The organism is Lewinellaceae bacterium, assembly GCA_020636105.1.
Taxonomy (GTDB): domain Bacteria; phylum Bacteroidota; class Bacteroidia; order Chitinophagales; family Saprospiraceae; genus BCD1.
In genome coordinates, this window is the sequence record JACJYL010000002.1 from 579,100 (window position 1) to 595,777 (window position 16,678).

General features: G+C 50.5%; 4 protein-coding genes. All 4 read right to left on the bottom strand.

Annotation, left to right across the window (positions count from 1 at the left end):
- Positions 1 to 5 precede the first annotated feature (5 nt).
- Positions 6 to 6,941 carry a VCBS repeat-containing protein gene (locus tag H6571_19655; protein MCB9325964.1) on the bottom strand — a complete coding sequence of 2,312 codons (6,936 nt, stop codon included), beginning with the start codon at positions 6,939 to 6,941 and terminating at the stop codon, positions 6 to 8.
- Positions 6,942 to 7,019: 78 nt separating this feature from the next.
- Positions 7,020 to 14,054 (bottom strand): VCBS repeat-containing protein, encoded by a 7,035-nt coding sequence (locus H6571_19660; protein MCB9325965.1) that lies wholly within the window; start codon positions 14,052 to 14,054, stop codon positions 7,020 to 7,022.
- A gap of 457 nt (positions 14,055 to 14,511) precedes the next feature.
- Complete coding sequence (gene mltG, locus H6571_19665; protein MCB9325966.1) at positions 14,512 to 15,534, bottom strand: endolytic transglycosylase MltG; 1,023 nt, start codon at positions 15,532 to 15,534, stop codon at positions 14,512 to 14,514.
- A gap of 138 nt (positions 15,535 to 15,672) precedes the next feature.
- Positions 15,673 to 16,488 (bottom strand): 3-methyl-2-oxobutanoate hydroxymethyltransferase, encoded by an 816-nt coding sequence (panB, locus tag H6571_19670; GenBank protein ID MCB9325967.1) that lies wholly within the window; start codon positions 16,486 to 16,488, stop codon positions 15,673 to 15,675.
- Between the last annotated feature and the right edge of the window lie 190 nt (positions 16,489 to 16,678).

A 16,678-nucleotide genomic window follows, 5' to 3' on the forward strand; every position in this document is an offset into this window, starting at 1 on the left:
TGGACCTACCTATTCACCACCACCCTTTTCACAGTCATACGATCTCCCGTCACAATCTTTAACAGGTACACTCCTTCCGAAAAAACCCTCATGTCCACTTCCACCTCATCCACTTCGGCCCTTTTCTCTGTTTGCCACAGCTGGTGGCCGTTGATGTCCAACAGGTTGAGGGTGGCCTTTTCTTTTTTTGGTAAATCGAACTGTACCCTGAGAATATTAGACGTCGGGTTGGGCGACAACACAATGGACTGGTCCAGGGCTATATTGCCTGTTCCGGTGATATTTTCCACCTCCACACATTCCCCCGCAATACAGCCATCCTCATCAAATACCCACAAGCAATAATTCCCAGCCGGTATGCCGTCCAAATCCTCTCCCGTGGCAAATAAGTTCCCCATCTCATCGCGCCATTCGAATCCGTATGTCCCTGATCCGCCGGTCACCGTGGCATCAATCGCGCCATTCCACTCCATATCTGTTGAAGCAGTGGCGATCAGGGTTATGCTGATCGTATCCGGTATGGTGGCCGTTATCTCACCACTTTGTTCACAGCCCTGGCTGTCCGTGACCGTCCAGCTCCACGGACCCGGTGCGGCGAGGATTGTTTCCTGGCTTGTACTGCTATCATTCCACAAATAGCTGTATTCCGCTGTGCCGCCTGTGGCGGTTAGTGTTGCGGTAAACGGGTACACCGGATCACAGCTGTATGCGCTAAAAGTCGATTCAACTTCAAGGGTGTTTTCCACCGTTACGGTAAAACTACAGGTGGCGGTATTGCCTGATGCATCGCTGACCTGATAGACGATCGGTGTAACGCCCTCCACAAATGTTGAGCCTGTTGACAGTCCTTCGGTTTGGGTCATCGTTTCAATCCCGCAATTATCCTCCGCCTCAGGTAATTCATATTCCACGGCCAGGCAGTTCATCGACACCACATTCTCCGGACAAAAGATAAACACCGGGGCGATCGTATCCAGCACCGTGATCATTACGGTTGTGCTGTCGGAGTTGCCGTTTTCATCCCACAGTTTTACGGCGTATTCCTGACTGCCCGTGTTCGTGCAGTTAAGCGCTGTATTATTGAGTTCAAAACTCACGGCTGAGCAGTTGTCGCTGCTGCCCCCGTCGATCATTGCTGCCGTTAATTCAGCCGTCCCGTTTTCATCGAGGTACACCGTGATGTCCTGGGTGATCAGTGTCGGGGCGATCGTATCTTCTTCCGTCACATCGAAGGGAAGAATCACCTCGCAATTGTTCGCATCCGTAATCGTCGTCGAATAATGCCCTCCTGCCAGGCTTCCTATACTTATCGCGCTGCTCCCCGTCGACCAAAGGATGTTGTATGGAGCAGTGCCTCCCGTTATTTCATCTATGCTGAGGCTGCCCGAACTGCTGCCCGGGCAGATGTAGTTGTTTGCTGTCGTCTGCGTTGTTATGCTCTGGCAGTCAAAACTGTTCACCCTGGCTGAATCTATTTTCATACACCCGTTGCTGTCTGTGACACTCAGATGATACAATGCCGGAGAGAGGTTCTCTATCGTTGAGCCAGTACCGCCCGTGCTCCACAGGTATTCGTATCCTGGCGTGCCGCCGCTCACCGTCGCGGTAATACTTCCGTCATTGGCACTGCTGCCGGTCTCTGCCGTCGCTGACAATACCAGTACGATCGCCGGAGGATCCGTAACCTGTATCGATAATGATACCTCGCAGCTGTTGCCATCTGTCAGGGTTACCGTGTACATTCCGGCCGACAGATCGCCTATGGTCGCCCCCGTTGCTCCATTCGACCAGGCGTAACTATAAGTGTCTGCCCCTCCTGTGCCTTCTACTGTAATGCTGCCTGTGGCGCCATCCGGGCACTCGACATGCGTGAGGTTTTGTAATGCCAGTTCCGGCAGCTCCGCTTCCGTCACCGTCAGCTCATCCTGCGATACACAACCGTTCTCACTGTTCAACACCGTCAGCAAATAAGTGCCCGGTGCTGATAATTCGGGTATCAGGGTCATCCCTCCGTTGAGGATCGTGCCCCCTGTGGTGGTCCACTGGTAGCTGTACCCGGTGCCCTGGGAAGAGGCGGTGCCATTGGCCAGGGCGGTGGATTGGGCGCACGTTAGTTCAAGGTCTGTTCCTGCATCTGCTGTCGGCACGGCGGTATTTATGTTGATTTCCACCTCATCTGAGGTACTGCAACCCAGGGCCGTGTTGGTGGCCGTCAGCACATAGGTGCCCGCTTCGTTTATCGTCTGTTGAGGAGTATTTATGTCGTTCGACCAGCTGTAAGCGATGCCGTCTTCGGGAAGATTTTGACCTATGGTCACTTCCGTCACCGAGCATGTCAGCGTCTGGTCAGCGCCTGCATTAGCTGTCGGCGGTGCTGTTACCTCAATGGTAAAGGTCACGCTCGTCGTGCAACCGTTCCCGTCCAGCGCTTCTATCGTATAAGTGCCCGCCTCACAAAATGTAAGCCCGGAGGTCGTTTCTTCTTCGATTACAAAAGCCATCAACTCAAAGGTCGATGCCGCATAATCCACACAGTCTCCTTCACAAAGTTCGTGGCTCACCGCAAGGGGCGAGGTCGGGTCATAAACGGTGAGGGTTAACTCATCCAGGGCCGTACAGCCGTTTTCATCCGTAGCTGTTACTGTGTAAGTAGTTGTTTGGTTCGGGCAAACCGTCGTTTCATTGCCGTTCCAGGCGTAGGTATAACTGCCACTGCCCCCTGTCGCACTCGCACTCAGGGTGTAGCAGTCGCCCGGGCACAGGGACGCGTCCGATGCAGCAACCGTTGCCAGTGGCGGAAGTACAGACAGTGTCAGGTCGTCCGTCGCCGTGCAGCCATTCGCATCCGTGAGCGTTACCGTATAAGTGCTCGTTTGGGAGGGACACACCGTGCTCTCATTTCCGCTCCAGGCGTAAGTATAAGGTTCGGCACCTTCGGAGCCGGTAGGATTAAAAGTATAGCAATCTCCCGGACACAGCGTCACATCGGCTCCGGCAAAGGCTTCAGGCAAAGGCGAGACGAAAACCGTCAAACCATCCATCACGCTGCAGCCGTTGCCGTCCGTTACCGTTACCGTATAGGTCGTGGTTTGGATAGGACATACTTCTGTTGTAACGCTGCTCCAGCTATAGTTATAACTGCCGGAACCGCCGCTTGACGTTGGGCTGAAAGTGTAACACGAGCCTTCACAGATCACCACATCCGATCCTGCATCAAGTGAAGGAAGACTGTGGACCGTCACCTGGATATTATCCTGGGTGCTGCAGCCGTTGGTATCCGTTACCGTCAGGATGTAGGTCGTCGTCTGCGAAGGACATACCGTGGTGGAGCCGTCTCCGCTCCAGCTGAAGTTGTAGGGAGGACTGCCGCCCCCCGCCACAGGTTCGAAGGTATAACAATCGCCCACACAAAGAGCCACGTCATTTCCTGCGTTGGCCGAAGGAGGCATCGTTACACTGATCATTATTTCATCCGTAGCCGTGCAGCCGTTGGCATCCGTTACGGTCACCGTATAGGTCGTCGTTCCGGCAGGGCAGACCGTGGCCTGGCCACTGCTCCAAGCATAACTGTAATTTCCGGAACCTCCAAAAGCAGAAGGACTGAACGTATAACAATCTCCGGCGCATATACTAGCATCATCCCCTGCATTCACTGTCGGAAGATCGAATACATTCACGGTGATCTGGTCGGTGCTGCTACAGCCGTTGCCATCGGTTACCGTGACGGTGTAACTTGTCGTCTGGGTGGGACACACTTCAGTGGTGCCGCTGCTCCAGGCGTAGCTGTAACTGCCCGTACCACCGCTTGTGGTTGGGGCGAAGGTATAACACGCTCCCTGGCAAAGATTTATATCGGCTCCTGCATCTACTGTCGGCACCTCCCAAACTGTGATCATCAGTTCATCAGTATCTGCACAGCCATTGCTGTCCGTGACCGTCAGGGTATAATTCGTCGTTTGTGTCGGGCATACTTCTGTGGTGCCACTGCTCCAGGCGTAGCTGTAACCACCAGAACCTCCCGTCGCTGTCGGGAAAAAGGTATAACATCCTCCCTCGCAAAAACTCTGGTCCGATCCTGCACTGGCCTGCGGCAGGGAGAACACTTCGATGGTGATTTCATCCGTTGAAGTGCAGCCGTTGCCGTCGGTGATCGTCACCGTGTAGGTCGTCGTGATTTCGGGACAGACCGTCGTCTGGCCGCCGCTCCAGGCGTAACTGTAGGTGCCTGAACCGCCACTGCCTGATGGGGTAAAAGTATAACAGGCCCCCAGGCAGAGACTCACATCATCCCCGGCATTCACCGTCGGAAGATCGAATACATTTAGGGTGATCTGGTCGGTGCTGCTGCACCCGTTGCCATCGGTGACGGTTACCGTGTAGGGGGTGGTTTGTGTCGGGCATACTTCTGTCGTGCCACTGCTCCAGGCGTAGCCGTAGCTGCCCGTGCCACCGCTTGCCGTTGGCGCAAAGGTATAACACGCTCCCTGGCAAAGGTTCTCATCCGTTCCTGCATCAACCTGGGGAAGATCCACTACCGTCAGCGTCAGGTCATCCGTGGCACTGCAGCCGTTGTTGCCCGTCACCGTCAGGGTGTAGGTGGTCGTTTCAGCAGGACAAACCTCCGTTTGCTGCACTCCGCTCCACTGAAAAGTGTAGGGCATCTCCCCTCCACTTGCCGAAGGCGCAAAAGTATAACAGTCCCCGGCGCATACATTCCCATCCATGCCCGCATTCGCAACCGGAGTGGGCAGTACATTGATCATTTGTTCGTCCGTATCCTCGCAGCCGTGATTATCCGTTACCGTTACCGTATAAACAGTGGTGGTGGTCGGGCATACCTGTGCGCTGCCGCCACTCCAGCTGTAACTGTAGGGAGAGGTGCCGCCGCTGGCAGAAGCCCCAAGGGTCGTGCATACTCCGGAACAGATCGTCCCATCTGCTGAGGCCATCACCGTCGGCAATTCATAAACCACGGCCGTCACTACATCCGTGCCGGTGCAGCCGTTGCCGTCCGTCACCGTCACCGTATAACTCGTATGCGTCGGGGGCGCTACTGTAAGCTGAGCCGTATTACTCAGCCCGTTGGGCCAGGCAAAACTGTAGTTCCCGTCACCGCCAGCCGCTACCGCCGTAAACGTCACCGGCGTCCCCTGGCACGCAAATTCGTTCAACCCCCCATTCACCGTCGGGTTCTCGTGGATGGTTAGTGTCACCGCTGTTCGGGTAGCGCTCTTGCAGCCCGTCGAAGGATCCTGGGTTTCCGCGTAAAAAGTGCCGGCTCCTGTCGGAGTGTAGGTCGTGGAACTTTGGGCCAGCAGTGGTCCACCCGTGGGATTACCGTACCAGCTCACTTCATAACCCGGCTCTGCCGTGGCCGTCAGGATCGGAAAAGGTTCAGCTTCGCAGATTTCAGCATTCGATGACACCGGTGGAAGGATGTTTACATTATCACAATTGATGAGTGGAGAGGAACCTTCCACTATGGTTAAAATGTCGTTGGCTGACACATCATAAAGAATATCCTCATTACCGCTCAGCCACCGGACGATGAGTGAATCCACCATGGTATTGGGTCCAAGACCAAAATGTTCAATGGTTGAATTTTGTGCGAGGTAGGCAATTCCACAATGTTTATAGCGGACGTACTTATTCCCATTGATATAAATTTCTATCCAGCTGCCTATGCCTTCCCGGTTACTCTCTGTGCCTATCAGGTTGACTTTTAACCAATGGTTGGAATTGTTCGTCGTATTTTGCCAAAGGTGAAAATTGTTCTGCGGTGCCCCCAAAGGCGTTGCATTATTGACCACAATGTCCGGCCATCCGTCATTATTAAAATCTCCAATTGCGTTTGAAAAACTATTCATAGTATCACCGACCATACCAGGTAGGTTTGCTTCGGTAAAAGAAGCACCATTATTGTTATTTAGAAATAATTCACTTGCGTGGTCAATTCCCATATGCTGGGTTGAAACATACAAATCAAGATCAAGATCATTATCTGCATCGAAAAAATTCCCTCCCCAGTTTTCCCTGTCAACGGTTACCCCCACCCCAGGAGCAACGTCGGTGAAAGTCTCATTACCATTATTTCTCAGCAATTGGTTACCACCTGCATAAGCATTATTGGTAACATAAATGTCTAAATCGCCATCATTATCGTAATCCCCTACTCCGACATTCATAGCATCTATACCAATATCTGTATTTGAACTACTACTAATGTCCTGAAAAGTACCATCTCCATTATTTTTAAACATGGAATTTATAGACCATGGGCGATCCTGGGAATTGTACAAATCCTGTAAGCCATTGTTATTAATATCCAAAAATGCGGAACAAAAAGTCAGTTTATATCCATCTGCAACTCCGGCCACATCGGTAACATCCGTAAAGGTTCTGTCTCCGTTGTTTTTATATAAACGGTTAGAATAAATCCCCTGGTAGGACCAATTATCAATGTAAAGATCCAGCAATCCGTCATTATTGTAATCCCCGAAAACAGCACCATAAGTAGGTGCATTATTGATAGGCAACCCCGCATTAGCTGTAATATCCGCGAAATTAAAATTGCCAATATTTTCATATAAACGGGTAGGGCTTTCAAAACTAGTCACCAGCAAGTCCCGGTCTCCATCATTGTCAAAATCCACCCAGATGATTTGTTCGTTTAAGCCTGTGTTGGTTATGGGAGCAGTAATTTGGATAAATCCACTTCCTGTATTTTGATAAAACAAAACATTGGACCCTTGTTGTGTCGCAAAAGTAAGGTCATCCAAACCGTCTCCATTAAAATCAACAAAACTCACCCCACTCCCCAAAGAACATAAACCGCATGTAGAATTTATTCCATTAGCGGCTGCCACCTCTATGAAATTTTGTGCATTTCCAATTTGACTTGCCCAAAAAAGGACCATTCCTAAAGTAAAAAATTTTTTCATAGTTGTTGTGCTTTCCTGAAAAATTTCATCAGAAACGTTTATCGATCCTACTCGTAATTTTCAAAATCAGAAATATTTTCACTTGTTCACCACCACCCTTTTCACTATCATACCGTTCTCCGTCACAATCTTTAAGAGGTACACTCCTTCCGAAAAAACCCTCATGTCCACTTCCACCTCATCCACTTCGGCCCTTTTCTCTGTTTGCCACAGCTGGTGGCCGTTGATGTCCAACAGGTTGAGGGTGGCCTTTTCTTTTTTTGGTAAATCGAACTGTACCCTGAGAATATTAGACGTCGGGTTGGGCGACAACACAATGGACTGGTCCAGGGCTATATTGCCTGTTCCGGTGATATTTTCCACCTCCACACATTCCCCCGCAATACAGCCATCCTCATCAAATACCCACAAGCAATAATTCCCAGCCGGTATGCCGTCCAAATCCTCTCCCGTGGCAAATAAGTTCCCCATCTCATCGCGCCATTCGAATCCGTATGTCCCTGATCCGCCGGTCACCGTGGCATCAATCGCGCCATTCCACTCCATATCTGTTGAAGCAGTGGCGATCAGGGTTATGCTGATCGTATCCGGTATGGTGGCCGTTATCTCACCACTTTGTTCACAGCCCTGGCTGTCCGTGACCGTCCAGCTCCACGGACCCGGTGCGGCGAGGATTGTTTCCTGGCTTGTACTGCTATCATTCCACAAATAGCTGTATTCCGCTGTGCCGCCTGTGGCGGTTAGTGTTGCGGTAAACGGGTACACCGGATCACAGCTGTATGCGCTAAAAGTCGATTCAACTTCAAGGGTGTTTTCCACCGTTACGGTAAAACTACAGGTGGCGGTATTGCCTGATGCATCGCTGACCTGATAGACGATCGGTGTAACGCCCTCCACAAATGTTGAGCCTGTTGACAGTCCTTCGGTTTGGGTCATCGTTTCAATCCCGCAATTATCCTCCGCCTCAGGTAATTCATATTCCACGGCCAGGCAGTTCATCGACACCACATTCTCCGGACAAAAGATAAACACCGGGGCGATCGTATCCAGCACCGTGATCATTACGGTTGTGCTGTCGGAGTTGCCGTTTTCATCCCACAGTTTTACGGCGTATTCCTGACTGCCCGTGTTCGTGCAGTTAAGCGCTGTATTATTGAGTTCAAAACTCACGGCTGAGCAGTTGTCGCTGCTGCCCCCGTCGATCATTGCTGCCGTTAATTCAGCCGTCCCGTTTTCATCGAGGTACACCGTGATGTCCTGGGTGATCAGTGTCGGGGCGATCGTATCTTCTTCCGTCACATCGAAGGGAAGAATCACCTCGCAATTGTTCGCATCCGTAATCGTCGTCGAATAATGCCCTCCTGCCAGGCTTCCTATACTTATCGCGCTGCTCCCCGTCGACCAAAGGATGTTGTATGGAGCAGTGCCTCCCGTTATTTCATCTATGCTGAGGCTGCCCGAACTGCTGCCCGGGCAGATGTAGTTGTTTGCTGTCGTCTGCGTTGTTATGCTCTGGCAGTCAAAACTGTTCACCCTGGCTGAATCTATTTTCATACACCCGTTGCTGTCTGTGACACTCAGATGATACAATGCCGGAGAGAGGTTCTCTATCGTTGAGCCAGTACCGCCCGTGCTCCACAGGTATTCGTATCCTGGCGTGCCGCCGCTCACCGTCGCGGTAATACTTCCGTCATTGGCACTGCTGCCGGTCTCTGCCGTCGCTGACAATACCAGTACGATCGCCGGAGGATCCGTAACCTGGATCGATAATGACACCTCGCAGCTGTTGCCATCCGTCAGGGTTACCGTGTACATTCCGGCCGACAGATCGCCTATGGTCGCCCCCGTTGCTCCATTCGACCAGGCGTAACTATAAGTGTCTGCCCCGCCTGTGCCCCCTACCGTGATGCTGCCTGTGGCGCCATCCGGGCACTCGACATGCGTGAGGTTTTGTAATGCCAGTTCCGGCAGCTCCGCTTCCGTCACCGTCAGTTCATCCTGCGACACACAACCGTTCTCACTGTTCAACACCGTCAGCAAATAAGTGCCCGGAGCTGATAATTCGGGCATCAGGGTCATCCCTCCGTTGAGGATCGTGCCCTCTGTGGTGGTCCACTGGTAGCTGTACCCGGTGCCCTGGGAAGAGGAGTTGCCATTGGCCAGGGCGGTGGGGTGGGCGCAGGTCAGTTCAAGGTCTGTTCCTGCATCTGCTGTCGGTGGGGTCGTGTTCATTGTTATTTCCACCTCATCCGTGGTACTGCAGCCCAGGGCCGTGTTGGTGGCCGTCAGTACATAGGTGCCCGCTTCGTTTATTGTTTGTTGAGGAGTATTTATGCCGTTCGACCAGCTGTAAGCGATGCCGTCTTCGGGAAGATTTTGACCTATGGTCACTTCCGTCACCGAGCATGTCAGCGTCTGGTCAGCGCCTGCATTAGCTGTCGGCGGTGCTGTTACCTCAATGGTAAAGGTCACGCTCGTCGTGCAACCGTTCCCGTCCAGCGCTTCTATCGTATAAGTGCCCGCCTCACAAAATGTAAGCCCGGAGGTCGTTTCTCCTTCGATTACAAAAGCCATCAACTCAAAGGTCGATGCCGCATAATCCACACAGTCTCCTTCGCATAGTTCCTTACTCACCGCAAGGGGCGAGGTCGGGTCATAAACCGTCAGGGTTAACTCATCCTGGGCTGTGCAGCCGTTGCTGTCCGTAGCCGTTACCGTGTAAGTAGTTGTCTGGTTCGGGCAAACCGTCGTTTCATTGCCGCTCCAGGCGTAGGTATAACTGCCACTGCCCCCTGTCGCAGTCGCACTCAGGGTGTAGCAGTCGCCCGGGCACAGGGACGCGTCCGATGCAGCAACCGTTGCCAGTGGCGGAAGCACAGACAGTGTCAGGTCGTCCGTCGCCGTGCAGCCATTCGCATCCGTGAGCGTTACCGTATAAGTGCTCGTTTGGGAGGGACACACCGTGCTCTCATTTCCGCTCCAGGCGTAAGTATAAGGTTCGGCACCTTCGGAGCCGGTAGGATTAAAAGTATAGCAATCTCCCGGACACAGCGTCACATCGGCTCCGGCAAAGGCTTCAGGCAAAGGCGAGACGAAAACCGTCAAACCATCCATCACGCTGCAGCCGTTGCCGTCCGTTACCGTTACCGTATAGGTCGTGGTTTGGATAGGACATACTTCTGTTGTAACGCTGCTCCAGCTATAGCTATAACTGCCCGAGCCGCCGCTCGCCGTTGGAGCAAAGGTGTAACACGATCCTTCACAGATCACCACATCCGATCCTGCATCAAGTGAAGGAAGACTGTGGACCGTCACCTGGATATTATCCTGGGCGCTGCAGCCGTTGGTATCCGTTACCGTCAGGATGTAGGTCGTCGTCTGCGAAGGACATACCGTGGTGGAGCCGTCTCCGCTCCAGCTGAAGTTGTAGGGAGGACTGCCGCCCCCCGCCACAGGTTCGAAGGTATAACAATCGCCCACACAAAGAGCCACGTCATTTCCTGCGTTGGCCGAAGGAGGCATCGTTACACTGATCATTATTTCATCCGTAGCCGTGCAGCCGTTGGCATCCGTTACGGTCACCGTATAGGTCGTCGTTCCGGCAGGGCAGACCGTGGCCTGGCCACTGCTCCAAGCATAACTGTAATTTCCGGAGCCTCCAAAAGCAGAAGGACTGAACGTATAACAATCTCCGGCGCATATACTCGCATCATCCCCTGCATTCACTGTCGGAAGATCGAATACATTCACGGTGATCTGGTCGGTGCTGCTACAGCCGTTGCCATCGGTTACCGTTACCGTGTAACTTGTCGTCTGGGTGGGACACACTTCAGTGGTGCCGCTGCTCCAGGCGTAGCTGTAACTGCCCGTGCCACCGCTTGTGGTTGGGGCAAAGGTATAACACGCTCCCTGGCAAAGATTTATATCGGCTCCTGCATCTACTGTCGGCACCTCCCAAACTGTAATCATCAGTTCATCGGTGGCTGCACAGCCATTGCTGTCCGTGACCGTCAGGGTATAATTCGTCGTTTGTGTCGGGCATACTTCTGTGGTGCCACTGCTCCAGGCGTAGCTGTAACCGCCAGAACCTCCCGTCGCTGTCGGGAAAAAGGTATAACATCCTCCCTCGCAAAAACTCTGGTCCGATCCTGCACTGGCCTGCGGCAGGGAGAACACTTCGATGGTGATTTCATCCGTTGAAGTGCAGCCGTTGCCGTCGGTGATCGTCACCGTGTAGCTCATCGTGCTTTCCGGACAGACCGTCGTCTGGCCACCGCTCCAGGCGTAACTGTAGGTGCCTGAACCGCCACTACCTGAGGGGGTAAAAGTATAACAGGCCCCCAGGCAGAGGCTCACATCATCCCCGGCATTCACCGTCGGAAGATCGAATACATTTAGGGTGATCTGGTCGGTGCTGCTGCACCCGTTGCCATCGGTGACGGTTACCGTGTAGGGGGTGGTTTGTGTCGGGCATACTTCTGTCGTGCCACTGCTCCAGGCGTAGCCGTAGCTGCCCGTGCCACCGCTTGCCGTTGGCGCAAAGGTATAACACGCTCCCTGGCAAAGGTTCTCATCCGTTCCTGCATCAACCTGGGGAAGATCCACTACCGTCAGCGTCAGGTCATCCGTGGCACTGCAGCCGTTGTTGCCCGTCACCGTCAGGGTGTAGGTGGTCGTTTCAGCAGGACAAACCTCCGTTTGCTGCACTCCGCTCCACTGAAAAGTGTAGGGCATCTCCCCTCCACTTGCCGAAGGCGCAAAAGTATAACAGTCCCCGGCGCATACATTCCCATCCATGCCCGCATTCGCAACCGGAGTGGGCAGTACATTGATCATTTGTTCGTCCGTATCCTCGCAGCCGTGATTATCCGTTACCGTTACCGTATAAACAGTGGTGGTGGTCGGGCATACCTGTGCGCTGCCGCCACTCCAGCTGTAACTGTAGGGAGAGGTGCCGCCGCTGGCAGAAGCCCCAAGGGTCGTGCATACTCCGGAACAGATCGTCCCATCTGCTGAGGCCATCACCGTCGGCAATTCATAAACCACGGCCGTCACTACATCCGTGCCGGTGCAGCCGTTGCCGTCCGTCACCGTCACCGTATAACTCGTATGCGTCGGGGGCGCTACTGTAAGCTGAGCCGTATTACTCAGCCCGTTGGGCCAGGCAAAACTGTAGTTCCCGTCACCGCCAGCCGCTACCGCCGTAAACGTCACCGGCGTCCCCTGGCACGCAAATTCGTTCAACCCCCCATTCACCGTCGGGTTCTCGTGGATGATTAGTGTCACCGCTGTTCGGGTAGCGCTCTTGCAGCCCGTCGAAGGATCCTGGGTTTCGGCGTAAAAAGTGCCCGCTCCTGTCGGAGTGTAGGTCGTGGAACTTTGGGCCAGTAAGGATCCATCAGTGGGACTATTGTACCAATTCACCTCCAGTCCGGGTTCTGCAATGGCCATCAAAGCGGGAAAGGCTTCGCCCTGGCAGGCTTCCGCATTAACTGCCTCAGGTGCCGATATGGAAACATTAACACATGGATCATCAGACTCAACTGCCGTTATATATTGATCGGCGCTGATATTTTCGATAACCTGAATGATCCCGGAAGGCCAGGTGATTTCAAGAGAAGTCACCTGGGTATTGCTGCCCAAACCAAAATAAGCGTCTATAGCGTCCCCGCCGCCAAGACTGGAACCGCTACGTGTTTCAAAATATTGGCTCATTCCGTCCGATGTGGTTAGCTTAAGGTAAGAACCAATTCCATCTGAATTACTCACCGTTCCGATCAAATGGACTTTCAAAAAATGATTGCCATTTGAATTGTTATTTCGCATTAAAAGGACGGGTTCTCCGTAATTAACAATAAACATATCCGGATCCCCGTCATTGTCATAATCTCCATAAACGGCGGTACGGGCGCGTCCTTCGTCGTTCATATTCATGGCTGCTGATACATCCGTAAAATTAATCCCGTTCCCCTTATTATGAAACAACATATTGGGTTTTGGCTCTTCAGAAGCCGGGTAATGATGGGATCCCAATACCAAAAAAAGGTCCGGCCAGCCATCCAGATCATAATCAAAAAAACAGTTTCCCCAGGAGAAATCCGGCCAAACCTGATCTCCCACTCCCGCAGTATTCGTCACATTGGAAAAGGTGCCATTAATATTTTGGAACAAATTGGCCGGTCCGATGTCTGAATAAAAGACATCCATCCATCCGTCTTTGTTATAATCGCCCACCGAGATCCCCATTCCATTGGCACAATCATCAACGCCCACCGAGATACTTACTTCGGTAAATTTCCAGCTGAGCGTCGGATGAGTATCCCCGTCATTCCTAAAAATTTTCATTGAAATAAGATTGGTTGACAAACAATCATTCACCAAAAAGAGGTCCGGGTCACCATCCCTGTCGAAGTCGGTCCAGCCACCAATAAAACCAAACCCTGTAATTATTCCAGATGCCGAAAGGACTTCTGAAACGTCTGTAAAAGTCTCATTGCCATTATTATGATACAACCTGTCCTGAGTGGAACCATTGGAGTACCCGGGCACCATATTGTGATTGGCCACATAAAGATCCAGGAAACCGTCCTGGTCATAATCTGCCCAGGAGGCAGAAGCCCCCCGGGATTGATCCGTCGTACTGATCCCTGCACTTGCTGTTATATTGGTAAAAGAGGTTCCGTTATTGTTTTTGAAAAGAACATCCTGGTTTCCGTTGGCCAGAAACAGATCCTGCCAGCCGTCATTATTGAAATCAGCCGCCGCAGCCCCTGATCCGTCATGTCCTGCGTCTGCCACCCCCAGCATGGAAGCAACATCGGTAAAAGTTCCGTCTCCATTGTTTCTGTATAATTTATTCCCTTCCAGTCGCATCGTGACATACAGATCGAGATAACCGTCATTGTTGTAATCAAACCAAACTGCTCCACTGCCAATAGACTGAATATCCCCCGGGATGCCGGTTCCATCATGGATCAAAGCAATGCCCGTAACGGCCGTCTCGTCAGAAAAGGCCTGTCCCCATGCCACACTGCTAAAAGAAGCCAATGCAAACATGCCCCAAAAGAGCCTGCCATAAAGGAACTGAAGTAAAGGGTAATTTAGACTATTCATTAATCGGGGATTTTTATCTATTCAAAAAAGAAAAAAGTTTTGGAAAAAAGTTTTCACCCTTGGTTATTCCGCTCCAACGGTTTTGATCACCATTATCGGAACCTTTCGACCGGTTGTTACTTTCCGCGCCTGTAATGAAAACTGAATTCATCTCTTAATCCGGTGATCATAAAAAACCAGACTGGACAGGGCTACAAAAATGCAAGGCAAATATTAAGTTCCCTTGCGTTTAAATACAAAAATTATATTTCGAAGAGTATCATCCTTCAAAACAGTACACTTAAATTTACGTAAAGATTGAGAATTTGTTACAAAATTTCCAAGTAATGATTTTGCAATTTTGGAAAAAAGAGACATAGAAGTCAAGAGAAAAAAAACGTGCCGTAATTTTTCGATTTTAGAGCACTCTTTGGGGTTCCCCGGAGATTTTTCCGTAAGGTATTTAACAAAAAATCATTTAGCGATACCCAAGGTTTTTTTTATAAATCTGGACATTCCTGTTATGCGCTTCCAGGGTTTTGGCAAAATTATGCAATCCGGAACCATCTCCACGGGCACAGAAAAATATATAATCATGTTGTTCTGCATTGAGGACGGCATCAATACTTTCGATAGAGGCCATGGAGATGGGGCCAGGAGGCAATCCGGCATAAATATAAGTATTATAGGGAGAATCGAAATTGATGTGGTAATTCAACACCCTTTTGGTATCAAAATCACGGGTAGCAAAAACTGCCGTAGGATCTGCCTGGAGTCTGATCCCTTTTTCCAGCCGATTGAGATAAACCCCCGCCATTCTCTTTTTTTCACTTTTTTGCTGGGTTTCCCTTTCTAAAATAGAGGCCAGGGTGTATACCTCCGCGGGAGTCATTTCGAGTGCCTTCGCCTTTTTGAGCCTGTTTTTCTTACTCCAAAAATTATCGTGTTCTTTAATCATCCTGTCCATGAACTGCTCCGGAGTGGTATCCCAGTAAAATTCATAGGTATTCGGAATGAACAAACTCATCAGGGTTTCTTTAGAATAATTTATTTTTCGCAAATAGTCCGGATCGGAAAAAAGCGTTTTAAGGGTTAAAGAATCCGGTTCAATAAAACGGGCTACCTTGCCCGCCACTTCATCCGTCAGTCGCGCATTATTGATGACCACATCAACAGGAGACTGTTTGCCGTTGCGCAGGTGACGAATGAGGTCTATGGTGTTCCAGCCCGGGGAAATTTCAAATCTTCCACTACGCATGGGAGAACGTTTATAATTCATTTTAACCGCCAGCCGGGTAAAAATTTCCTTATTCTGGACCAGACCTTTGGTATTAAGAATTTCGAGAACTTTGTCAAATTCGGAATGGGTGGGAATTTCGATAAAATAACTGTCCAACCCTTCCGGAACCGCAGGCCCTCCAATGAATTTTTTATAAAAATAACCTGCAAAAATAACTGCTGCCAATAAAATCACTACAGCATACCTGATCAACTTTGTCATCACAATAAATTAAATATCAATAAATTATATCATGGATTCGAAAAGAAACCGTCAAAAACCTGGCGAAAAGCATTGACGTAAACAGACCGGGGCAAATCACTTGTCGGTATTTAATGATCAATAACTGTACCACCGGAATTAATATTGTTCTTTTTCGTTTGGAAAATCAAGTGCCTTAACATCCCGAATGTAATGTTGAACGGCTCCTTTAATTTCATCAAAGAGGTTTAGGTACCGCCTTAAAAAACGAGGTTTAAAATCTTTGTTTAAACCAAGTAAATCATGCAGCACAAGTACTTGTCCGTCTGTATCAGGGCCAGCACCGATACCAATGGTAGGAATACTTAGAGATTCCGAAACTTTTTTAGCCAAATTGGCAGGTATTTTTTCCAGCACAATAGCGAAACACCCCATTTTTTCCAACAATAAGGCATCATTGATCAACTTTTCAGCTTCTTCTCCTTCTTTTGCCCGAACGGTGTAGGTTCCGAATTTATATATGGACTGTGGCGTCAATCCCAGGTGTCCCATTACCGGAACTCCGGCAGATAATATCCTTTTTATAGAAGTTTTGATTTCGGCACCTCCTTCGAGTTTAACCGCATGGGCACCGGATTCTTTCATAATACGGATGGCCGAGGCAAGCGCTTTCTTGGAATTGCCCTGATAAGCCCCGAAAGGCAGATCCACCACAACCAAAGATCGTTTGATGGCTCTTATGACGGAGGAAGCGTGATAAATCATCTGATCGAGGGTAATGGGCAATGTGGTTTCATGGCCCGCCATTACATTGGAGGCAGAATCACCAACCAAAATAACATCAATACCGGCTTCATCGACAATTTTCGCGAGCGAATAGTCGTATGCGGTCAACATGCTTATTTTTTCACCATTGTCTTTCATGGAGCGTAAGACATGCGTCGTTATCCGTTTAACTTCTTTACTTACAGACATAATTTATATTTTAAGGGCACAATATATGCAGCAGGATTCATTTCTACCCATTCGGGGTCCCGGATTTTATTGGAAATATGATTAAATACTAAGTAATCCATACGTCATACACGCGTCATACAAGGTTGATTTAAAATTGTTGGAGAGAAAAAATTGGCTTACCTTTGCCGACCGAAATAAGCCGTGCCTT